The sequence below is a fragment of the Xenorhabdus littoralis genome (assembly GCF_033949345.1).
GTDB lineage: Bacteria > Pseudomonadota > Gammaproteobacteria > Enterobacterales > Enterobacteriaceae > Xenorhabdus > Xenorhabdus littoralis.
Genome location: NZ_VCDP01000035.1, coordinates 57,281 through 80,908, shown reverse-complemented (window position 1 = coordinate 80,908; position 23,628 = coordinate 57,281). Strand labels below are relative to the sequence as shown.

Here is a 23,628-nt window from a genome sequence, read left to right as displayed (position 1 = left end):
GTTGTATACCCGTCGCCTTTCAAACTACAGCTCGGAATCCATTGAATATATCAATTCTGGGGAATAAATTTCATCCCGACAAAAGTGCGCACCGCATTCCCTCTTTCAATCTTATGATGAAATAAGCGCCTTTCTGCCTTGATCTCTGCTTGATGAATATTTTGATATTGCTGAAGCCGATGTCCCAGCAATAAACGAGCAAGCCGACGATTGGCATATTGACTACGTTCGGACTGTACTTTGATGCTTATGCCACTGGCAACATGCGTTATCCGAACTGCGGATTCGGTTTTATTTACATGTTGACCACCAGGTCCGGAAGCTTTTAATGTCTCAAACCTAATTTCGCTTTCCACTATTTCCTGCATCGGTTCAAATTGTGCCACACCAATAAACCAGTTCTTACGGCCAATTCCTTTTCGCCACGGACTCTCGCAAATCCATTTAATAGTGCCGTTCCAGCACTCAAAGAGTTGTTGTTCATTTTCTCCATGAATAACGACCAACACAGAACGCAATGTACCAGCACGCGACCCTCGTTCTTCTTCCAAAATATCTACGACGACGCTCAATCTCTGAGCTTCTTGGATCAGGCGTTCCAATGCCTTACTGACAGCTAACGTGCATTCTTCAGGCCCTTGAGCCGAGGAGATCTGCAACAATTTCATTCATTGCCTCCTCGTGTTTTATATGTCAGAACAGGTTTAAGCCGTGCTATCAATTTCACCAAACCAGCCTGTAACATAGCATCCATTACGCCACTGATCGGCTTATAGGCCTCTGGTGCCTCTTGATAAATCAATTGATTATCTAAGCAGATTACCCGACTTCCCAATGCAGTACGGGATAATTGCACAGGACTATAACGTCCGTTCAAACGTTCTTTACACTCACCCCGCATCCATTTCCTTCCTGCACCATGAGCAAGGGAAAATAAACTACGTTCACTAGAAAATGGTTGAACCAAGTAACTATAATCTCCACGAGATCCCGGAATAATCACAAAGCCTTGATCAGAAGGAGTTGCCCCTTTGCGATGTAACCAGCCATCAACACCATTAATAGTATATGGAGCAAGTAAGTTATGTGAAATATCAAACAGGCACTCTCCATTAGTTCGCCAACGGCCTAACATCCTTTCTGCGATTAATTGGCGATTAAAAAAAGCATAATCCAGTGCTTGTTGATGCTGCTGAAGGTAACTTTGCGCCTGCGGGCTAGATGCCATCAACCCATGATGTCCATGTTCGCTAACATGCTGTTCAAGGATCATCTGCCCCATGCCACGTGAACCACTATGTACTAATAACAACAGTTGCTGCTTATTCAGTTGCCATTCATCAAGCAGCTCGGGTTGATAAACTTCATCCAATTGTTGTAATTCAGCAAAATGATTGCCGCCACCAATAGTTCCCGGTGAATGACAAAAATACTCAGGTATATCATCAGGTAAATCCTCTGGTTTCAGAGGCGTGTCAATAGAACCAAGCCGTTTTTCCAGCTTATCCAATGACCATTTATTCAATGTTAAATCTGTCCGCCACAACGCCATACCGCAACCAATATCATTACCGATAAGTGCGGGATAAAACCGTGACTGTGAGAAGAATGCGGCACCAACTGGGTAGCCTCTTCCAGGATGAAGATCAGGTAGTCCGACTACACGGACCATATCAGGAAGTTTCGCGGTTGTTTCTAATTGCTGGATAGCTTTATCTTCCAGCCAAGTATTTTTTGTTACGATAAGCTGTACGTTCGGTGCAGCCAAATGCAAAGTATTGCCCATAGATCAACCTTATGATCAATGAAAAAGTAAAGGTGTGACAGGCCTTCCTAGCCAAGCAATACTGAAATATCTGATTTAGTAATTAGCTATGGGCTGGCCTGAAAAGAGTCATTATTATTGTCGTCATAGTGAATTTCTCCTTTTCAGTTATTAATGGGGATTAGTGAATAGCTGCTTTTTTGCAGTCGTTGCATCATACTTCAAGTATTATAATGATTGCTAGTATTTTGTTTAAATTTATTTTTTCCAATTCCGATGTGTGATTACTTTAAATGTTATTTTAATTAACAATAAATAAAAGAGAGGGAATAGAGTAAAATATACATTTATGCATTACAGAGAAGAATAAGAATCCACCTTTATAGGTAATGCTATATCCGTCATTAAAAACAATAAAAGTACTAAAAAAGTATTTATTAACACAGTAGAGCGATATCGAGATGATCGTATTTTCGTCTTGTCTACATTGATTTCTGCGTTATCTAACAAATAGTGATTATCTTCAATTTTGCAAAGTATCGCTTTCGCCCGTTCCATATCAACATGATGAACAAGCAGTTTCACACCACCCAGTGCCTGAGAATACATATAATTATTCCAAACGATGTTTTCATCTATAACTATTGCGCAGATACCTTCTGATAACATTCTGCCTAAGATAATGTGAGCATCTATCGGTGACAGAAAATTTGCCAGTAACTGCATATTTCCTCTTTGAAGATGGCTATTCCACATAAGCACACCATAGATCAGTTCATTTATCAATCAGTATAACTCATTATTGAATGCCACCCCCAGATTGATTCAATAAATTAAGGCTTTTTCGATATATTGGGCATACACAGATTTCAAGTTGCCGTTTTGTTGATCGCACTGCAACTTGAAAGAGGAAAGATATAGACTAACGCTAATAATTAATTAATGAGGCTTGGGATATTAATCACACGATGGCTTCTGGGTCTTATGATGCACAGCTCCGTTATCAATCAACAATTTTTGCATCTCTTTTAAATTACGCTGACAAGCATATGACAGTGCGCTTTGATCATAAGATGGCATATTTACATCGTTCGTGATCGTAAATAGATTCAAATTCGAACCCTGTTCAATCAAATATTTTACGGTATCGATTCGATTATTACTTGCCGCAATCATTACCGACGTCTCACCATCTTCCTCAATGGTTTGATCATTTAAATCAAGTTGATCTTTCATTAAGTTATGTATTTTTTTGACGATGTTCGTGTTTTTACCTAACACTGCTGATTTCAATGCATGATGAACATCGCCTCTATCTGTTGCCCATAAATTAGCATTCTTTGATAATAAATAATCAACAATATCTTCATAACCAATAAAAGCGGCCCAGCCTAATGCGGTTTGATCCAGACTCCCCGTATCTTTCATCTCAATATCGTGACCATTTTCTACCATTTTTTTGATAGTATCTAAATCCCCCTGTTTAACTGCATCAAACCACTTGCTGTTTTCTCCAGTTGATGGTTTCTCATAAAAAATTCTATGAGGTAATCTTTGCGAACTAGCCAGTTCAACCATTTCTGTGTAATCCAACCTGAATTTTTTATATTTATCTGAGTTATTATCATTTATTGCATAAGCATTTACATTAATTGTTGTAAATAATAACGTGGAAAGAATTATTATTTTTTTCATTATTTCCTCACTAACCAATATAAAACTACATTTAATTTATTGGACAATATATATCATCTGCCAAATATTGCTAACGCTCACGGCATTCATCATTCCCTTGCAGATCTTTGTAGTCTTCGATACATTTCAAAATGTGAAAAACTTTTGAAAATAACATGCTGGTTAATAGGCGTGTTTTTAAACTCTGGCTAAAATTTATATTGAAAAATTGACTAGTGATATTAGAGGGTAATATTTATGGGCTATGATTTTGACGTTCTAACTGTATTGAGTTTGTTTTTTTATCGCATGGTTAATTTGGTTCATTCCTTCATATAAAATCGCTAAAAAAGCGGGTTATGACTGGAGAATGGCTATCTGTTTAACTCTGCCAGGATTTAGCCTCGTAACCTACTGGGCATTTGCATTTACGGAATGGCCTATAGAACGCTTAGTGTCAAATATCTCCCAATCCGATAAAAATAAACAACAAGAAGAAAATATATAAGATCATCTAAAACCCAGCGAAGGGCGCTATTCTTCGCCCTTAACAACGCCATAATCAATCACCTTTTGCAGGCTGTTTGACGTTTCAAGCGTAACAATAAAAAACGGGAACTCTTAAGCCCCCGTTATTAATTCAGCTAAGCAATCAATTACATGTGAGAGATAATTGCGTCACCGAACTCGCTACATTTTAGCAGTTTAGCGCCATCCATCAGGCGTTCAAAATCGTAAGTCACAGTCTTGGCAGCAATCGCGCCTTCTGTTCCCTTAATGATTAAGTCAGCCGCTTCGACCCATCCCATGTGGCGCAGCATCATTTCAGCGGAGAGGATGACTGAGCCTGGGTTTACTTTATCCTGACCTGCATACTTAGGTGCAGTACCGTGTGTTGCTTCAAACAGCGCACACTCGTCACCAATGTTTGCACCTGGTGCGATACCAATACCACCTACCTGCGCAGCAAGGGCATCAGAAATATAGTCACCATTCAGGTTCATACACGCGATAACATCGTATTCAGCCGGACGTAGCAGGATCTGTTGCAGGAAAGCATCTGCAATTACATCTTTAATGATGATGTCTTTGCCATTCTTAGGATTCTTGATCTTCACCCATGGACCACCATCCAGCAATTCTCCGCCGAATTCAGTGCGAGCCAGTTCATAACCCCAATCTTTGAATGCGCCTTCAGTGAATTTCATGATATTGCCTTTATGAACCAGAGTCACTGACTCACGATCATTATCGATGGCATATTCAATCGCAGCGCGCACTAAACGTTTGGTACCCTCTTCTGAACATGGCTTTATGCCGATACCACACTGTTGAGGGAAACGGATTTTGCTGACACCCATTTCGTCCTGTAGGAATTTGATGACTTTATCCGCTTCCGCTGAACCCGCTTTCCACTCAATACCCGCATAAATGTCTTCAGCGTTTTCGCGGAAGATGACCATGTCAGTCAGTTCAGGCTGTTTAACAGGGCTTGGCGTACCTTGATAGTAACGAACTGGACGCAAGCAGATGTACAAATCCAATTGCTGACGCAGGGCTACGTTCAAAGAACGGATACCACCACCAACCGGAGTTGTCAGAGGACCTTTAATTGCAACACGGTATTCACGGATCAGATCCAACGTTTCATCCGGCAACCAAACATCTTTACCATAGACATGCGTGGATTTTTCACCTGTATAGATTTCCATCCAAGAAATTTTGCGCTCATCGCTATAAGCTTTCTGAACCGCAGCATCAACAACTTTAAGCATGACCGGCGTAACATCAACACCGATGCCATCCCCTTCGATATAGGGGATTATAGGGTTATTCGGAACATTTAATTTACCTTTGGCATCAATAGTAACTTTTTTACCTTCCGCCGGAACAACTACTTTGCTTTCCATTAACCTCTCCTTTCAAATAAGCGCAATGCCTTGTTAATTTTTTGTAAGGGACGTGTCAATACTACTTGAATATTCTGCAAACGCCAATGGTCACAGTTTTAAGGTATAATACGCACCCTAATTCCCCACAATGCCTTATCATGACAAATATCTCTTTTAAAAAACGCCAACTTAACCGATTCAGCCAAAGAAAAAGTAACAACACAATAAAAAAGCTAACAGGTCCTCGTCGGGTATTGATTTTTAACAAACCTTATGATGTGCTACCGCAGTTCACTGATGAAATGGGAAGAACCACCTTAAAAAATTTTATTCCATTTAGTGATGTTTATGCCGCAGGGCGTCTGGATCGTGATAGCGAAGGGCTACTCGTGTTGACCAATGATGGTAAATTGCAGGCCGAACTAACCCAGCCCAATAAAAAAACAGCCAAAATTTATTATGTTCAGGTTGAAGGTATTCCTGATGAAGTGGCACTGAACAAGTTACGCAGCGGTGTTACATTAAAAGATGGCCTCACTCTACCCGCTGGAGCAGAATTAGTGGGAGAGCCTGAATGGCTCTGGGAACGAACGCCCCCGATTCGGGAACGAAAAAGCATTCCGGTAAGTTGGCTCAAAATTACGCTGTATGAAGGCCGAAACCGCCAAGTACGCAGAATGACGGCACATATTGGCTTTCCTACATTGCGCCTGATCCGTTTCAGTATGGGTTCAATACAACTAGGGGCATTACTCCCGGGAGAATGGAGAGAAATTAATCTTGTTTAGTCCACATGTCACCGTTGCCTGTATTGTTCATGCAGAAAATAAATTTTTGGTTGTCGAAGAGCTAATCGATGGCAAGTATTTGTGGAATCAACCTGCTGGTCACCTTGAGGCGAACGAAACGTTGCTTGAAGCTGCAAAACGAGAGTTATGGGAAGAAACCGGCATTAGTGCCCAACCACAAGCATTTTTAAAACTGCACCAGTGGATTGCACCTGACGGAACTCCGTTTATCCGTTTTCTGTTTTTGATTGAAATAGAAAAAATCCCGGAGACCTCTCCACAAGATAGCGATATCCATTGCTGCCACTGGCTGAGTGCAGAAAAAATTCTTAACAGTCCACAGCTACGGTCACCGCTAGTTGCAGAAAGCGTCCGCTGTTATCTGGAACACAAGGCTTATCCACTATCAATACTGGATAGCTATGGTTCACCGTTCACCCAATGATTACATTAAATAAAAAATCGAATAAAAAGAGCATAAAGACGTTTGATGCACCTTGTTTGCCAACGTGCTAAAGTATCGCGTTTGTTTTTTTCCGCAGTGAGATATATCCATGTCAGATAACAGCCAGAAAAAAGTCATTGTCGGAATGTCCGGCGGTGTTGATTCATCAGTTTCCGCCTACCTATTGCAACAACAGGGCTACCAGGTAGCTGGCCTGTTCATGAAAAACTGGGAAGAAGACGATGGCGAAGAGTATTGCTCAGCTGCCGCCGATCTTGCCGATGCCCAAGCAGTTTGTGACAAACTGGGCATTGAGTTACACACCATTAATTTTGCAGCCGAATATTGGGATAATGTATTCGAACTTTTTCTTGCTGAATATAAAGCAGGCAGAACCCCAAACCCAGACATTCTGTGCAATAAAGAAATTAAATTCAAAGCGTTTCTAGAATTTGCCGCAGAAGATTTAGGCGCTGACTATATCGCAACGGGGCACTATGTTCGCCGTCGGGATGTAGATGGTCTAAGCCAATTGCTTCGCGGTCTGGATGGCAATAAAGATCAAAGTTATTTCCTATATACCTTAAGCCACCGGCAGGTTGCCAAGAGCCTGTTTCCTGTTGGGGAATTGGAAAAACCTGAAGTACGCCGTATTGCCGAAGAGCAGGGTCTGGTAACAGCGAAGAAAAAAGATTCGACCGGTATCTGCTTTATTGGTGAACGTAAGTTCCGTGATTTTCTGGGGCGTTATCTGCCGGCCCAGCCAGGTCCAATCGTGACGGTGGATGGAGAAACTATCGGGCAACATACCGGCCTGATGTACCATACACTGGGTCAACGCAAAGGATTAGGGATCGGTGGCACTAAAGATGGCAGCGAAGAACCATGGTATGTTGTTGATAAAGATGTAGAAAATAATACATTGATTGTCGCGCAAGGTCATGAGCATCCTCGCCTGATGTCTGTCGGTTTGATTGCACAGCAACTTCATTGGGTTGATCTCCAACCATTGGAAACAGAAATTCGCTGTGTGGTCAAAACACGCTATCGTCAGCACGATATTCCCTGCACTGTCGTTCCCCTGAGCGAAGATAAAATTGAAGTTCGTTTTGATAGCCCTGTTGCCGCTGTCACACCAGGTCAATCAGCCGTGTTCTATCAAGGTGAAGTCTGTCTCGGTGGTGGTGTGATCGAACAACGTATACAGGAGTAATTGTGGCTAAGAATTATTACGACATTACACTGGCACTGGCAGGTATCTGCCAGTCCGGTCGTCTGGTACAGACACTTGCCAATGAAGGTCAGTGTGATACTGATGCTCTTGAAATGATGACCAACAGTATCCTGAATATGAATCCGGCATCCACATTGGATGTTTTTGGCAACAATGTCAGCAACCTGCGAATTGGTCTTGATGCGATGTTGGGTATGTTCAACGGTTCACACAGTGGTGTTTCAGCCGATCTTACGCGCTATATGCTGAGTTTGATATCACTGGAACGTCGGCTGAATAAAAATTCCTCCGCTGCTAATGAGCTAAATAATCGCATTAATCAGTTAGAACGCCAACAAGCCTATTTTGAACCCATGTCTGAGGGAATGCTAAACGCCCTTGCAGGGATCTATGTTGATGTTATCAGCCCCCTAGGGCCACGCATCCAAGTTACAGGTTCACCTGACGTATTACGTAACACGCTGATCCAGGCTAAAGTCAGATCTACGTTGCTGGCAGGTATCCGCAGTGCTGTTTTATGGCAGCAAGTCGGCGGCAGTCGCCTGCAAATCATGTTTTCTCGTCAACGCCTGATCCGACAGGCAAAAGACATTCTTGCTCATTGTTAAAAGAACAATTGCTAAACATATATTGTTAAATAAAAACCGGGAGTTGCTACCAATGGAATTATCCTCACTGACCGCTGTTTCTCCGATTGATGGCCGTTACGGCGATAAAGTCAGCGCACTACGCACTATTTTTAGTGAGTTCGGCTTACTGAAATTTCGTGTGCAGGTCGAAGTACGTTGGCTGCAAAAACTGGCCGCTACAACAGAAATCATAGAAGTCCCTGCTTTTGATGTAAACGCAAACGCTTACCTTGATGAAATTATTGTAAATTTCAATGAGCAGGATGCGTTGCGCATCAAAGAAATTGAACGCACAACCAATCATGACGTTAAAGCCGTTGAATATTTTCTGAAAGAAAAGGTTGCGCACATTCCAGCCTTGCATCAAGTTGCAGAGTTTATTCACTTTGCCTGCACATCAGAAGATATCAATAACCTGTCACATGCCTTGATGCTCAAAACAGCTCGCGAGGAAGTTCTTCTGCCTCAATGGCGACAATTAATTGATACTATCAAGCGCATGGCGCATGATTACCGGGATTTACCGCTGCTATCACGTACACACGGACAGCCGGCCACGCCTTCTACCATCGGCAAAGAGCTGGCTAATGTGGTTTATCGTATGGAGCGCCAATTCAGCCAGCTTGGGCAGGTAGAAATTCTGGGTAAAATCAACGGTGCGGTCGGTAACTATAATGCACACCTGTCAGCCTATCCAGAAGTTGACTGGCATCAGTTCAGCGAATCATTTGTTACCTCACTGGACATTCAGTGGAATCCGTATACTACTCAAATCGAACCCCATGATTACATTGCAGAATTATTTGATTGTATAGCGCGTTTCAATACTATCCTGCTCGATTTTGATCGTGATATCTGGGGTTATATCGCCCTGAATCACTTCAAGCAAAAAACCATTGCAGGGGAAATCGGCTCTTCCACCATGCCGCATAAAGTCAACCCAATTGATTTTGAAAACTCTGAAGGAAATCTGGGTTTGGCAAATGCGGTTCTGGGGCACCTTGCCAGTAAACTTCCTGTCTCTCGCTGGCAGCGTGATCTGACAGACTCAACCGTACTACGCAACTTGGGTGTAGGTTTAGGTTATGCCCTGATTGCTTATCAATCCACTATGAAAGGGCTAAATAAGTTAGAAATTAATGAACAGCACTTACTGAATGAGCTGGATCATAACTGGGAAGTTTTAGCAGAGCCGATCCAAACCGTTATGCGTCGTTATGCTATTGAAAAACCATATGAAAAATTGAAAGAACTGACCCGTGGTAAACGTGTTGATGCAGAAGGCATGAAAGCATTTATTGATAGCCTTGAGCTTCCTGATACAGAAAAAGAGCGCCTCAAAGCTATGACACCAGCAAACTACATTGGTTATGCTGCTTCGTTGGTTGATAAGTTAAAATAATATTTTTTATGTCCATGGGCGGGAGCTATCCCGCTCATATTCACCAACCCCAAAATTTACGGCTCCCCTGCAAATCAACAACTTTCCCGCAAGACCTACATCCGTTATGGCACGATTGTCAATCAGTTTTGGAAATTTTTGATCACTATTCCAGGCAAACTACAGAACCCTATATACAATATAAATAGATTGTAAATTCATTGGTTATTTCAATCTAAACGTTTGTTTTTAAATATTTCACTCTTTAACATACTAACAAAAGCCAAATAGTTACTATACTTAAGTCTAGTGATAATATTATATCTATAATTTTATTTAGTTTTTATTGACGAATCTGACTACTTAGCTATTTTAAATTTATTTGGTAAACGTTACTAATTAGCATAAGGAATCATTATGCGGATTTTGATCGTTGAAGATAACGCATTACTTCGCCATCACTTAACCGTACAACTGCGGGATATCGGGCATCAAGTCGATGCCGCGGAGAATGCCAGAGAAGCTGATTATTATCTTAAAGAAAGTAATCCTGATATTGCTATTGTCGATCTGGGATTACCGGGAGAAGATGGGCTTAGCATGTTACGGCGTTGGCGCAGTGAACAGGTTAATTTACCTATACTTGTACTTACAGCCCGTGAAAGCTGGCAAGAAAAAGTCACTGTATTAAATGCCGGAGCAGATGATTATGTAACTAAACCTTTCCATTTAGAAGAAATTAGCGCTCGCATACAAGCTTTAATGCGGCGCAATAGTGGACTGGCCTCTCAACTCGTTGAGATTCCACCCTTTTTAATTGATCTATCTCGGAAAGAGTTTTCTATTAATAATATCAATATTAAATTAACTGCCTTTGAATATACAATTATCGAAACTTTGATGCGCAATAATGGCAAAGTTGTCAGCAAAGAATCGTTAATGCGCCAGTTGTATCCGGACGCTGAATTACGCGAAAGTCATACAATTGATGTATTAATGGGGCGTTTAAGGAAAAAAATATTGAATGAATGGCCCGAAGACGTCATTGTTACTGTCCGTGGTCAAGGCTATCGTTTTGATGTAAAAGAGCATGATGCCTAAGCTCCCTAAAAAATATTTCTCCCTGAGAACTCGGTTTCTCATGGCGACGGCTGCTATTATTCTCGCCCTGACATTGTCATACGGCCTTGTTGCCATTGTCGGGTATTTGGTAAGCTTTGATAAAACTAGCTATTCTATACTCCGTAGCCAAAGTAATTTATTTTTCACACTTTCTACATGGGAGAACAACAAGCTAGAAATTCTTACTCCTAAAGATTTTGCCATCAATCCCCTCTCATTGGCTCTGATTTATGACGATAAAGGGAATATTCTATGGCGTCAATACAATATGCCTGAGCTGGAAAAAAAGATAGATTCTCGTTGGTTAAAAAAAGATGGATTATATGAATTAGATATTTACCTCAAAGAGAAGGAAGATATTTTCCATATAAAGAATCAAGGTAGAGAAAAACAGAAAAGCGACGATAAAAAGGTATTATTAACCTATTCTGTTGCCGTCAATAGTTATGCCAAAACAGATCGTCGGCCTGCATTAACGATTGTCATCATTGATACTATTCCACAAGATATACAGGAATCAGCAAAGGTCTGGGAATGGTTTGGTTATGTATTAATAGCCAACCTGCTTCTGGTCATCCCTCTGATTTGGCTTGCTGCTGATTGGAGTCTTCAGCCAATTAAGTCATTGATCGCTCAAATTCGCTCTTTAGAAAAGGGGGAACGAGAAAAGCTTGATGAAGATCCGCCCACAGAGCTAAAAGCGCTGGTCAGTAATTTAAATACTTTATTAAGTACTGAGCGTAAACGCTATGAAAAATATCACACGACATTAACTGATTTAACTCATAGCCTAAAAACGCCTTTAGCGGTATTACAGTCAACGCTACGCTCCCTACGACATCCCCAAAATGTAACCATTGAAAAAGCTGAACCCATTATGCTTGAGCAAATTGATCGGATTTCCCAGCAAATTGGCTATTATCTGCATCGGGCCAATATGCGTAGTGATCATAATCTGCTTCTAAGGCAAATTTCTTCCGTCCCAATCTTATTGGATGCATTAATTAGTGCTCTAACAAAGGTATACCAACATAAATCCGTCAACGTTACGATGGACGTATCCCCCGAAGTGACATGGTTGGGTGAAAAGAATGATTTTCTGGAAGTCATGGGGAACATTCTGGATAACGCCTGTAAATATTGTCAGAAAGTTGTCAGAGTCACCGCTTCAATATGTGAAAATTCTGTCACTATCATTGTTGATGATGATGGCGCAGGAGTGTCACCAGACAAGCGGGAAATGATTTTTCAACGCGGTTTGAGAGCTGATACGCTGTGCTCAGGTCAGGGCTTGGGATTATCTATAGCGGCTGAAATTGTTGAGCAATATGACGGTTATATCAGTGTTGGAGAGAGTCCACTTGGTGGTGCCCAGATGAGAGTAGTATTTCGCGAACAATAAAACTAAAGGCGATGATAATTAGATGATTGTTGATTCAGTCGAGAAATATTTCAACCAAGTCTGATATCGTCGTTGACTATTCGTTATAATAGCGCGAAATTCACCCCTCACTTCAGGATGTCACCATGGATTATCAGCTAAATCTGGACTGGCAGGCGTTTTTGCAGAATCACTGGCAAAAACGACCATTGCTGATTAAACAGGGTTTCCATCAGTTTATTGATCCCCTTTCTCCCGATGAACTGGCGGGATTGGCGATGGAAAATGAAATCGATAGCCGTTTGGTCAGTCAGAAAAATGGACGCTGGGAAGTTTCCCATGGTCCGTTTGAAACCTACGACCATTTAGGCGAAAAAGATTGGTCGCTACTTGTACAGGCCGTCAACCATTGGCATCTTCCCTCCTCTGCACTTATGAAACCATTCCGTGAGCTGTCTGATTGGCGCATGGATGATTTGATGATCTCTTTCTCGGTTCCCGGAGGTGGTGTAGGCCCTCATCTCGATCAATATGATGTCTTTATCATTCAGGGCAAAGGTCGGCGACGTTGGCGGGTTGGCGAAAAAATACCAATGAAACAACATTGCCCTCATCCTGATTTATTACAGGTTGAACCTTTCGAGGCAATTATTGATGAAGAAATGATGCCGGGCGATATTCTGTATATTCCACCGGGTTTCCCACATGAAGGTTATGCCATTGAAGATTCACTGAATTATTCTGTAGGCTTCCGTGCACCTAATGCCCGTGAGTTATTCAGTGGATTTGCTGATTATGTGCTGGCAAATGAACTAGGAAGTCATCGCTATAGCGATCCTGAACTGGCTCTCCGTGATAATCCGGCACAGATTCAGGCAAATGAACTAAACACACTGCGTTCTATGATGCGTGAATTGCTGGATCAACCTGAAACTTTCCATAACTGGTTCGGTGAATTCATCTCTCAATCACGTCATGAGCTGGATCTTGCACCACCGGAGCCACCTTATGAAAGCGATGAGATTTATGAATTGCTGAAACAAGGGGAAGAGTTAAATCGCCTGAGTGGATTACGCGTTTTGCGGATTGGCGATCAGTGTTTCGTCAATGGTGAATTAATGGATACGCCTCACATCCATGCGGCTGATGCACTTTGTCATTATGATAAGGTCAATGCCGAACAGCTGGGCGATGCTATTGATGATGTTCGATTTATCAGTCTGCTTACAGCGTTGGTTAATAGTGGTTATTGGTATTTTAATGATTAATCCGTGAACAAAGGGGCGATAATCGCCCCTTTAGTCTTTTTATCCATTATCAATATTATCAATATCATCAATCCGCAGATATCACATTATTTTCATGGCTTGCCGCCAATTCAGCAATCCGCATAATAACGTTTACCGCCTGCTCCATGCCTTCCAGCGAAATAAACTCGTGCTTGCTGTGATAATTATACCCACCTGTAAAAATATTCGGGCATGGCAAACCACGATAGGATAACTGTGCGCCATCCGTACCGCCACGAATCGGCTGGATTACGGGTTCAATACCGCAATCCAACATAGCTTGTTTTGCTAGTTCAATAACATGTGGATGCTTAATCATTTCACTGTGCATATTGTAATAACTGTCATTAATCGTCAGTTCAATATAGCAATTCGGATGCAACCCTTTCCCCACTTTTTCTGCAATGGCAAATAATGATTTTTTACGGTTTTCAAAATTTACGCTGTCAAAATCCCGGATAAGGTAGTGCATTTCGGCGCGTTCTACAGTGCCTTTTAAATTCTGTAAATGATAAAAACCTTCATAGCCTTCTGTATGTTCAGGCGTCTCTTCTGATGGCAGCGCATGATGAATCCGTATTGCGAGAGATAACGCATTGACCATCACACCTTTGGCGCTCCCCGGATGAACCATGTTGCCCACAATCTTGATGGTCGCTGATGCGGCATTAAAATTTTCAAATTCTAGTTCCCCTATCCCGCCCCCGTCCACGGTATAAGCCCATTCTGCCCCGAAAGTTTCTACATCAAAATAATGCGCTCCTTTGCCAATTTCCTCATCGGGTGTGAATGCAATCCTGATATCACCATGTGGAATATTTTTTTGTTTTAAACGCACCATTGCCGTAATGATTTCGGCGATACCCGCTTTATCGTCAGCACCTAATAACGTTTTTCCATCAGTCGTAATTAAGGTCTTTCCCAATAAACTATGCAATACCGGAAACATGACAGGAGATAACACTTCGTCTCCCATGCCCAATGCAATATCACCACCACGGTAATTTTCTAAAATTTGCGGATTTACACGCTTACCAGAAAAATCTGATGAAGTATCGAGATGAGAGATAAAACCGATGACCGGGACAGGCCAAGCAACATTTGATGACAATGTTGCCATAACGCACCCCTGATCATTGAGGATGACATCAGTAAAACCAAGTTGGCTCAGTTCCTCGTGTAATGCTTTTGCGAGTTTCAGTTGTCCCCCACTGCTGGGAATAGTTTTAGCTGATGGTTTTGATTGAGTATCGAATGCAATGTATTTAAAAAAACGCTCTAATAATCTATCCATCTTCTCCCCCTAAATAATAGGGTTTTATTATGGAGAAGATGAATAGAGTAAGTATTGCGTCAAATCAGCTTTTATCAGCCTTAATCTGCTGAATTAAAGACTGGACATATTGAGTGACAATTTGACTGGCATGGCCATAGTGTTTTTCATCGAATAAACTTTCGACCTGACTCGGATCCAGATTCAACTCAACAGTATGCGCCCCAGATAACTTAGCTTCATGCACAAAACCGGCTGCCGGATAAACATGACCAGATGTTCCGATGGCAATAAAGATGTCAGCATCAGATAGAGCAGCGTAAATCTGCTCCATGCCCAATGGCATCTCTCCGAACCACACTACATGAGGGCGCAATGGAGATGGAAACTGGCAGCAGTGGCAACGATCTTCCGTGGTTAACTGAGCCGCCCACTCAATGACCTGTCCAGACTGACAACAGCGAACTTTCAGGAGTTCACCATGCATATGCAGGACACGCTGACTTCCTGCACATTCATGCAGATTATCAATGTTTTGCGTCACCAACAGAAAGTGGTCACCGAGTATCTGTTCAAGCTCTGCCAAAGCATAGTGTGCAGCATTCGGCTTAATTTCCAACTGTTGGAGCTGCTCCCGACGTGCATTGTAAAATGCCTGCACCATTTCAGGATCACGTTGAAAACCTTCCGGTGTAGCAACATCTTCGACGCGATGTTCTTCCCACAAACCATCAGAAGAACGAAATGTCCGAATGCCTGACTCAGCAGATATCCCTGCCCCCGTCAGCACGACCACATAGGGCTTTTCTCTTTTATTTTCTTTACTTGCCAATCGAATATCCCTGTAAAAATTTTGCCTGTGTAATCGCTGGCGCCGGAACCTTTTAATTCGATAAAATTTACTGTGCCGATAACGAACCTGCATATGACTGTTTCCTTAAGAAGACTATTCCCGCCTGCTCTTCTTCATCAAACATCTATTCTGTTTGGAATATTTTGTCTGGAAGATGTGGCTAGGCATTTTTTTGCCGATTCATTTTTGACGATGCAAGTGACACAATAGCGCGCTTGGAAACATGTTGATACTCTGGCATATTATTGACCACTCAAAATCCGCGCTGGATCAAGTTTACTGGCCCGACGGGCAGGGTACCAACTAGCCAGCACACTCAAGATCAATGCCGTTAACAAAACATAAAAAACATCCATGATATGTAATTCTGACGGCAGAAAATCAATAAAATAAATATCTCCAGACAGAAACTGGTGTCCGATCAACATTTCCAGTCCTTTAATGATAGTGGTTAAATTCAATGACGTAAGAATTCCGACAGCAACCCCAATGATGCTACCAATCATTCCGGTCAGTAATCCATACCACAAAAAGATAGCCCTGATATGACCATCTTTGGCACCCAGTGTACGCAGGATAGCGATATCACTGCTTTTATCTTTAACAGCCATAATCAGCGTTGAAATAATATTGAAACAGGCGACACCAATCACCAGAACCATAGCCAGATACATGATACTGCGCACCATCTGAATATCGTTATACATATAACCGTAATCTTTTATCCATGTGCTGATATAGACATATTTTTTCGTGGCATTACCTGCATCAACCACACGCTGTTTTGCGGCAAAAACATTATCCGCTTTGATGGCAATACCCGTGATGCCATCACCGTAATCCAGATATTGCTGAGCATCCGATAAAGGAACCAAAGCCAGGCTGTGATCCAGCATACCGCTTAATTGGAAAACCCCCGCAACTTGCAAACGGATACGCTTAGGTTGCAAGAGTTTCAGGCTGGGATCACTGTTGGGGATCATGACTGTCAGCCAGTCCCCCTGTTTTACGTGCAGTGCATTCGCTACTCCCTGCCCCAGAATTACCTGATTTTTACCTGCCCTGAACGTTTTCCATGCTCCGTCCCGAATGAACTGAGGTAACGTACTGACATCCTCTTCAGTGTCCGGATCCACCCCCCGCACTTGGACAGCATGGAGTTTTTCTCCTCGCTCCATCAGGCCAGTAAACTCGACATAAGGCGAAGCACCCACAATACCTGATGTTTGTTTTACCCGGAGAAGCGCCTGTTCCCAATCGTGAAAAGGTTGTTCTACCGTATAAATCTGTCCATTTGGTACAACGGAAAGTATCCGATTTTTCAGTTCTCGTTCAAAGCCGTTCATGGCACTTAAGCCAATAATCAGTACCGCAACCCCCAACATAATGCCTAATGTTGAAATAACGGAAATCAGAGAAACCATTCCTGAACGACGACGACCCCGGCTGAAACGCAATGCGGTAAATAATGCAAGAGGCAGATTTGCCATTACATCTCCCCCGTCAGGGATAATTCATCCTGTAGATACCCATCACGCATCTCTAACTGACGCGTCAGTTGATTGGCTAATTTCAGATCGTGAGTCACAACCAGAAATGCCGTACCCTGCTGTTGATTCAACTCTTGTAAAAGTTGAAACACACTGTCTGCATTACGTTGATCAAGATTCCCCGTCGGTTCATCCGCCAGCACTAATGAAGGTTCATTCACCAAAGCCCTGGCAATCGCGACACGCTGACGCTCCCCGCCGGATAACTCAGATGGCCGATGCTGTGCCCGATTTTCCAGTCCAACTGCTGCCAGCATATCCAATGCCTTTTGTTGTGCCTGCCGTTTTCTGGCACCACTCGATTTACCACCAATGAATAGAGGCATGGCAACATTTTCCAGCGCATTAAAATCAGGCAGTAAATGGTGAAACTGATAAATAAAGCCAATTTCATTGTTGCGTAATTCTGCCCGTGCAGAGGCAGACATTTGATTCAGTGATTGCCCCTTGAATAATACTTCTCCCGCAGTCGGGGAATCCAATCCACCAAGCAAATGTAAAAGCGTACTTTTACCAGAACCCGAACTGCCGACAATCGCCATCATTTCTCCATGCTGAATAGAAAAAGTGACATTTTTCAACACTTCTGCGGAAACCTTTCCTTCCTGATATTTTTTACACAGGTGATGACACAGCAATAAGGGTTGATTACTCATAACGTAAAGCCTCAGCAGGTTGAGTGGCAGCCGCGCGCCAGGAAGGATATAAAGTTGATAATAGGGAAATCAGCATGGCACTGATGGCAATCATGACTACTTGTGCAGTGTCAATCGCAACAGGTAATTGAATACCTTCGGTCAGGAGGCCGACCAGCGGCATCAAGCTATTTAACTGACTGGACAGCAATACTCCCAGCACCGTACCCAGCAAAGCGCCAATGATGCCGGCTCCGGCACCCTGGATCATAAAGATGGCCATGACCTGATGACGAGTCATCCCTTGCGTCTGCAAGATGGCAATTTCACCCTGTTTTTCCATCACCAACAAAGAAAGAGAGGTAATAATGTTAAAGGCAGCAACGGCAATGATCAGACTCAACAACAACCCCATCATATTTTTTTCCATCCGGACCGCTTGAAAAAATTCGCCCTTGCGTTCGCGCCAATCTTTCCAAACCAGTCCTTCCGGCAGAGTTTGCCGACTCAGCTCATCAACCAATAACGGTTTATTGAGATACAAGCGCCAGCCCGTAATGTTACCAACCGGATAGCGTAACAACCGTGCTGCATCCTGCTGATTAACCAACATTTCCGTGCCATCGACCTCACTATTGGCGAAAAACGTCCCCGCCACAGTGAATAATCGCTGGCTGGGGATTCTGCCCATTGGTGTCAGCTGACTGGCACTTGGCACAATGATTCTGATCTGATCACCCCGTTTAACGCCCAATCTTGCAGCCAATTGATCTCCCAGAATGACAAAGTAGTGTCCGGGCTTTAACTGACTACGATCAGCATCGACAATATATTCTGCCAATGGTGCGTACTCATCAGGCGTAATTCCCAGCATGACACCAACACCAACATTTCTGGCGCTTTGCAGCACGACATCGCCTGTCACAATCGGAGTAATGCGATTAACGCCTTTTAAATCCGTGAGCTGACGGCTCGGATGTTCAACCGGATTGATAGAACCCTTTTCCGATGTAATAACCCCATGCGGCATAAAACCTAAAATGCTGCCTTCCAGTGAACGTTCAAAACCATTCATCACTGACAGTACAGTGATCAGTGCTGCCACCCCCAGCATGATGCCAATGGCTGATAGCCATGAAACAAAACGGCCAAATTTATCGACCGCACGCCCGCGCATATAGCGCAATCCTATAAATAATGAGACAGACTGAAACATGAAATCTGTTACGCCCCTGTTGCCAAAGCAAAGTGTTCGGGGATAATAAAGGGTAGCAATACTTTATGGAACCACCCGCATCCCGGTTATGTGGTTTTTTTTACTTGCTCTCAACCTGCCAGCGTATTTATTGTAAAGCTACTGGGTCAAAAAGGTGTTGGGAATGGACTGAATCTTAGAGAACACATCAAACTCTTATGCCAGCAAAATATCGTTATCAACTTCCTGAACGTCGCGGTAATATCCGCCAATTGGGTCATTTGACGGGTGCCGCCTGTGCTGTTGAATGTGCCGAAATCATTGAGCGTCACTCTGGGCCAGTACTGCTGGTGACAAAAGATATGCAGAATGCCCTGCGATTACGTGATGAAATTCAACAATTCACCGACTCCCCCATAAATATTATGTCGGATTGGGAAACTTTACCTTACGATAGTTTTTCCCCTCATCAAGAAATCATCTCAAATCGCTTGTCTACGCTTTATCACTTACCATTCATGACGAAAGGTGCACTAATCCTTCCCGTCAATACATTGATGCAACGTGTCTGTCCACATAAGTATCTCAAAGGACATGCTCTGGTTATGCACAAAGGTCAACGCCTTTCCCGTGACAGACTGCGGACAGAATTGGAGCAAGCAGGTTATCGCAGTGTTGAACAAGTTCTAGAACATGGCGAGTTCGCCACGCGCGGAGCCTTGTTTGACTTATTCCCAATGGGCAGTGAATGCCCTTATCGCATTGATTTTTTTGATGATGAGATAGATAGCCTGCGTACCTTTGACGTGGATACCCAACGAACGCTGTCAGAAGTGGAAAAAATCAGTTTACTGCCGGCACATGAATTCCCCACCGATCAGGATGCCATTGAACTATTCCGTAGTCAGTGGCGTGAGCAATTCGAAGTTCGCCGCGATGCTGAACATATTTATCAACAAGTCAGTAAAAAAATGCTGCCGGCAGGCATCGAATATTGGCAACCGTTATTTTTTGAACAGCCTTTACCAGCCATCTTTGATTACCTGCCTGAAAATACCTTGCTGATTACGCAGGACTTAATCGGCTCAGCGGAGCGTTTCTGGCAAGATACGGAACAGCGTTTTGAAAGCCGCAAAATTGATCCCATGCGTCCACTGCTCGCGCCTGATCAGATTTGGTTACCCGTCAATAAGCTATTTTCAGCATTGAAAAATTGGCCCCGAATTCAACTTGGCAGTGAAATCCTCCCACAAAAAGCAGGAAATACTAATCTTGCGTATCAAGCTCTGCCTGATTTATCAGTTGCTGCGCAGCAAAAAGCGCCATTGGATAAATTACGCCATTTCATGGAGCAGTTCAGCGGAAAAATCGTGTTTTCCGTGGAAAGCGAGGGACGTCGGGAGTCCGTGCAAGAATTATTATCACGAATCAAAATCAATCCGATAAAAATCAATCGATTGATAGATGCCGATAAACCCGGCTATTTCTTGATGATTGGAGCAGCAGAACACGGTTTTATTGATGACGACAATAAGCTCGCGCTTATTTGTGAAAGTGACATGCTCGGTGAACGAGTCAGCCGTCGTCGTCAGGATAATCGACGCACTATCAATACCGATACGCTGATCCGTAACCTCGCTGAGCTACGGCATGGTCAGCCTGTCGTTCACCTTGAACATGGGGTTGGGCGCTATCAGGGACTTACAACACTGGAAGCAGGTGGCATTAAGACAGAATACCTTATCCTGACCTACGCCGGAGAAGATAAGCTGTACGTTCCTGTTTCCTCCCTACATCTCATTAGCCGTTATTCTGGTGGGGCAGAAGAAAGCGCACCACTGCATAAACTGGGTGGTGATGCCTGGAGTAAGGCTCGCCAGAAAGCGGCTGAAAAAGTACGTGATGTGGCTGCTGAGTTATTGGATGTTTACGCACAACGGGCTGTTAAACCGGGTTTTGCCTTCAAACAAGATCGAGAGCAGTATCAGCTGTTCTGCCAGAACTTCCCTTTTGATACCACACCCGACCAAGAACATACTATCAACGCTGTACTTGATGATATGTGTCAGCCTATTGCCATGGATAGACTGGTGTGTGGTGATGTCGGATTCGGGAAAACAGAAGTGGCAATGCGGGCTGCATTTTTATCCATCACCAATAACAAGCAAGTCGCTGTACTTGTCCCGACAACGCTATTGGCACAACAACATTATGATAATTTCCGCGATCGCTTTGCGAATTGGCCTGTACACATTGAAGTTATGTCACGCTTCCGCAGTGCAAAGGAGCAACAGCAGGTCATTGAAATGGCTGCTGAAGGAAAAGTGGATATCATTATCGGCACACATAAGATTCTGCAAAGTGACCTACGCTGGAAAGACCTCGGTTTGTTGGTCGTCGATGAGGAACATCGTTTCGGCGTTCGTCATAAAGAGCGTATCAAAGCCATTCGGTCCGATGTTGATGTCCTGACCCTCACCGCAACGCCAATTCCCCGTACACTTAATATGGCAATGAGTGGTATGCGTGATTTATCTATCATTGCAACTCCCCCTGCCCGCCGTTTGGCAGTGAAAACCTTTGTGCGAGAATATGACCACCTTGTGGTGCGTGAATCAATTCTGCGTGAAATTTTGCGTGGCGGGCAGGTTTACTATCTGTATAACGATGTTGAAAATATAGAGAAGGCTAAAGCCCGATTGGAAGAATTAGTTCCTGAAGCCAGAATCGTTGTCGGGCATGGACAAATGCGTGAACGCGATTTAGAACGCGTCATGACAGATTTCCACCACCAGCGTTTTAATGTGTTGGTGTGTACCACCATTATTGAAACAGGGATTGATATTCCCAGCGCCAATACAATCATCATTGAACGTGCCGATCATTTCGGACTGGCTCAGTTGCACCAATTACGTGGGCGAGTCGGACGTTCCCACCATCAAGCTTATGCTTATTTGCTGACACCACATCCAAAAGCAATGACTAGTGATGCACAAAAACGACTGGAAGCCATTGCATCCTTAGAAGATTTAGGGGCTGGTTTTGCATTAGCAACTCACGATCTGGAAATCAGGGGGGCAGGTGAATTACTGGGAGAAGATCAAAGCGGACAGATGACCAGCATTGGTTTCACTCTCTATATGGAGTTGCTGGAAAATGCTGTTGATGCCCTTAAAAATGGGCGTGAACCTTCTCTTGAAGATTTAGCTAACAGCCAGACGGATATAGAGTTACGTATGCCGGTACTTTTACCTGATGACTATATTCCTGATGTGAACATCCGCCTGTCTTTCTATAAGCGGATTGCCAGTGCACGGAATAATATTGAACTGGATGAACTGAAAGTCGAACTGATTGATCGATTTGGTTTACTGCCCGATCCGGGACGCCAATTGTTACAATCTGCGGCTATTCGTCTGATAGCTCAAGAATTGGGTATCAAACGTATTGAAGCACATGAGAAAGGGGGATTTATCGAGTTTAGTCATAACAACAAAGTTGACCTTAACTACCTCATCAGCTTATTACAGACACAACCTAACGTTTACCGGCTGGATGGCTCATCTAAACTGAAATTCATTACTGATTTAGCAGAACGGGCCGCCCGCTTATCTTTTATCCGGCAATTATTGGAGGCTTTCGAGCAGCATCAGATCTAATCGGATAATTGCACTATTTCGTCGATGTAGTTCGCTAATACAACTTTATGCGAACTGCATACGAAATAGTGTAATATTTTATGTAAATCCAAAAGAAAATCACTGCTCTGAATGTGGATTAAGAATTAATTGACCTTTCTCATTTAACGGAATAATTTCTTCTGGTTTATACCGTATTCTGACTTTTCCTGGCTTATCTCCGATAACATAAATAACGTCATACCCGACAATATTTAGTTTTTTAAAATCAACTGCCACACAATTTTTTAATGCTGAATGGGTTAAAATGGGGTATTCCTTCTTTGTTTTTAAGCTAGTCAGAAGAAATAATATACGGTATTCATAATCGGTCAAAAGACCACCTTCGATATTTTTTACTGTATTAGGAATGGGAAATGCCGAGATATGGCAATAGGATTGATGAACAGTAACTGCTGATTTTATAGGATACGAAGATAATACCTGCGCAACTCTGGGTTGTGACCATTTAAAATAAAATATTGTAGCAATAGCAATGATGGCAATAGTAATTACAAAACCAATTACGTATTGTTTTATCTTTATTTTATCCACATAGCACCTTGATATATTAATAATTTTACACACATTTCAATTAACAAATATTTCTCATATTTAGAGGTAACTAAAAATACGCTCAATTCATTATTTAAGAAAAGTCCCATTCCTTTATCCTAATGTAATAAAATTATTGATTTTATAATTTTAATTCTCCCTCTATACCAATAAATTTCAAGGTGCAGTCAACAGTAATGGATCAACTTCTCAGAAGCACAACTCACTCTATAACTACAACCATGCCTACCCACTTAATCTATAATCATTTGATTTATAAATATTTAATT

20 protein-coding genes are annotated in these 23,628 nt (G+C 42.7%); 9 read left to right on the top strand and 11 right to left on the bottom strand.

Features of this window, described 5'->3' with window-relative positions:
- Window positions 1–50: 50 nt before the first annotated feature.
- The 5 genes from prfH to icd all read right to left on the bottom strand — a co-directional run bounded on the left by prfH (window position 51) and on the right by icd (window position 5,349).
- Window positions 51–668: a peptide chain release factor H gene (prfH, locus tag FE394_RS10650; RefSeq protein ID WP_319926367.1), complete on the bottom strand. Its 618-nt coding sequence runs from the start codon at window positions 666–668 to the stop codon at window positions 51–53.
- On the bottom strand, window positions 665–1,786 hold the full coding sequence (locus FE394_RS10645; protein ID WP_319926366.1) for an RNA ligase RtcB family protein: 1,122 nt from the start codon (window positions 1,784–1,786) through the stop codon (window positions 665–667). Before FE394_RS10645 ends, prfH begins: the two co-directional genes overlap by 4 nt.
- A 333-nt stretch (window positions 1,787–2,119) precedes the next feature.
- Window positions 2,120–2,491, bottom strand: a complete 372-nt coding sequence (locus FE394_RS10640) for a putative signal transducing protein (RefSeq protein WP_319926365.1) — start codon at window positions 2,489–2,491, stop codon at window positions 2,120–2,122.
- Between the two features lie 231 nt (window positions 2,492–2,722).
- Window positions 2,723–3,460, bottom strand: a complete 738-nt coding sequence (locus FE394_RS10635; protein ID WP_319926364.1) for an ankyrin repeat domain-containing protein — start codon at window positions 3,458–3,460, stop codon at window positions 2,723–2,725.
- A gap of 635 nt (window positions 3,461–4,095) precedes the next feature.
- Window positions 4,096–5,349 carry an NADP-dependent isocitrate dehydrogenase gene (gene icd / locus FE394_RS10630; RefSeq protein ID WP_319926363.1) on the bottom strand — a complete coding sequence of 418 codons (1,254 nt, stop codon included), beginning with the start codon at window positions 5,347–5,349 and terminating at the stop codon, window positions 4,096–4,098.
- A 140-nt stretch (window positions 5,350–5,489) separates the two neighbouring features.
- Between icd and rluE the strand changes: the two genes are divergently transcribed.
- From rluE to FE394_RS10590, 8 genes are all read left to right on the top strand, one after another.
- Window positions 5,490–6,119 carry a 23S rRNA pseudouridine(2457) synthase RluE gene (gene rluE, locus FE394_RS10625; protein ID WP_319926362.1) on the top strand — a complete coding sequence of 210 codons (630 nt, stop codon included), beginning with the start codon at window positions 5,490–5,492 and terminating at the stop codon, window positions 6,117–6,119.
- On the top strand, window positions 6,112–6,564 hold the full coding sequence (locus FE394_RS10620) for an NUDIX hydrolase (protein ID WP_319926361.1): 453 nt from the start codon (window positions 6,112–6,114) through the stop codon (window positions 6,562–6,564). Before rluE ends, FE394_RS10620 begins: the two co-directional genes overlap by 8 nt.
- A gap of 109 nt (window positions 6,565–6,673) precedes the next feature.
- The gene (gene mnmA / locus FE394_RS10615) at window positions 6,674–7,777 is read left to right on the top strand and encodes a tRNA 2-thiouridine(34) synthase MnmA (protein WP_319926360.1); all 1,104 of its coding nucleotides are present in this window, start codon (window positions 6,674–6,676) and stop codon (window positions 7,775–7,777) included.
- A gap of 2 nt (window positions 7,778–7,779) precedes the next feature.
- Window positions 7,780–8,406: a high frequency lysogenization protein HflD gene (gene hflD, locus FE394_RS10610; protein WP_319926359.1), complete on the top strand. Its 627-nt coding sequence runs from the start codon at window positions 7,780–7,782 to the stop codon at window positions 8,404–8,406.
- A gap of 52 nt (window positions 8,407–8,458) precedes the next feature.
- On the top strand, window positions 8,459–9,829 hold the full coding sequence (purB, locus tag FE394_RS10605; RefSeq protein WP_319926358.1) for an adenylosuccinate lyase: 1,371 nt from the start codon (window positions 8,459–8,461) through the stop codon (window positions 9,827–9,829).
- A gap of 396 nt (window positions 9,830–10,225) precedes the next feature.
- Complete coding sequence (gene phoP, locus FE394_RS10600; protein ID WP_319926357.1) at window positions 10,226–10,909, top strand: two-component system response regulator PhoP; 684 nt, start codon at window positions 10,226–10,228, stop codon at window positions 10,907–10,909.
- The gene (gene phoQ, locus FE394_RS10595) at window positions 10,899–12,332 is read left to right on the top strand and encodes a two-component system sensor histidine kinase PhoQ (protein WP_419836329.1); all 1,434 of its coding nucleotides are present in this window, start codon (window positions 10,899–10,901) and stop codon (window positions 12,330–12,332) included. The genes phoP and phoQ overlap by 11 nt, the downstream gene beginning before the upstream one ends.
- A 125-nt stretch (window positions 12,333–12,457) precedes the next feature.
- Window positions 12,458–13,579, top strand: coding sequence for a ribosomal protein uL16 3-hydroxylase (locus tag FE394_RS10590; protein WP_319926356.1), 1,122 nt, complete (start codon window positions 12,458–12,460; stop codon window positions 13,577–13,579).
- A 67-nt stretch (window positions 13,580–13,646) separates the two neighbouring features.
- Here FE394_RS10590 and pepT read toward each other — a convergent pair whose 3' ends face one another.
- The 5 genes from pepT to lolC form a co-directional block, all read right to left on the bottom strand.
- A complete protein-coding gene (pepT, locus tag FE394_RS10585) occupies window positions 13,647–14,894 on the bottom strand; it encodes a peptidase T (protein ID WP_319926355.1) in 1,248 nt (415 codons plus the stop codon).
- Window positions 14,895–14,958: 64 nt separating this feature from the next.
- Window positions 14,959–15,798, bottom strand: coding sequence for a Sir2 family NAD+-dependent deacetylase (cobB, locus tag FE394_RS10580; protein ID WP_319926354.1), 840 nt, complete (start codon window positions 15,796–15,798; stop codon window positions 14,959–14,961).
- A 170-nt stretch (window positions 15,799–15,968) separates the two neighbouring features.
- Window positions 15,969–17,216, bottom strand: a complete 1,248-nt coding sequence (gene lolE / locus FE394_RS10575; RefSeq protein WP_319926353.1) for a lipoprotein-releasing ABC transporter permease subunit LolE — start codon at window positions 17,214–17,216, stop codon at window positions 15,969–15,971.
- Complete coding sequence (lolD, locus tag FE394_RS10570) at window positions 17,216–17,932, bottom strand: lipoprotein-releasing ABC transporter ATP-binding protein LolD (protein ID WP_319926352.1); 717 nt, start codon at window positions 17,930–17,932, stop codon at window positions 17,216–17,218. The genes lolE and lolD overlap by 1 nt, the downstream gene beginning before the upstream one ends.
- Window positions 17,925–19,127 carry a lipoprotein-releasing ABC transporter permease subunit LolC gene (lolC, locus tag FE394_RS10565; RefSeq protein ID WP_319926351.1) on the bottom strand — a complete coding sequence of 401 codons (1,203 nt, stop codon included), beginning with the start codon at window positions 19,125–19,127 and terminating at the stop codon, window positions 17,925–17,927. The genes lolD and lolC overlap by 8 nt, the downstream gene beginning before the upstream one ends.
- Before the next feature lie 197 nt (window positions 19,128–19,324).
- On the opposite strand from lolC, the gene mfd reads away from it, so the two are divergent.
- Window positions 19,325–22,765 carry a transcription-repair coupling factor gene (gene mfd / locus FE394_RS10560; protein ID WP_319926350.1) on the top strand — a complete coding sequence of 1,147 codons (3,441 nt, stop codon included), beginning with the start codon at window positions 19,325–19,327 and terminating at the stop codon, window positions 22,763–22,765.
- Window positions 22,766–22,864: 99 nt separating this feature from the next.
- Here the strand turns inward: mfd and umoD are convergent, their stop codons facing one another.
- Window positions 22,865–23,338 (bottom strand): UmoD family flagellar biogenesis regulator, encoded by a 474-nt coding sequence (gene umoD, locus FE394_RS10555; RefSeq protein WP_319926349.1) that lies wholly within the window; start codon window positions 23,336–23,338, stop codon window positions 22,865–22,867.
- Between the last annotated feature and the right edge of the window lie 290 nt (window positions 23,339–23,628).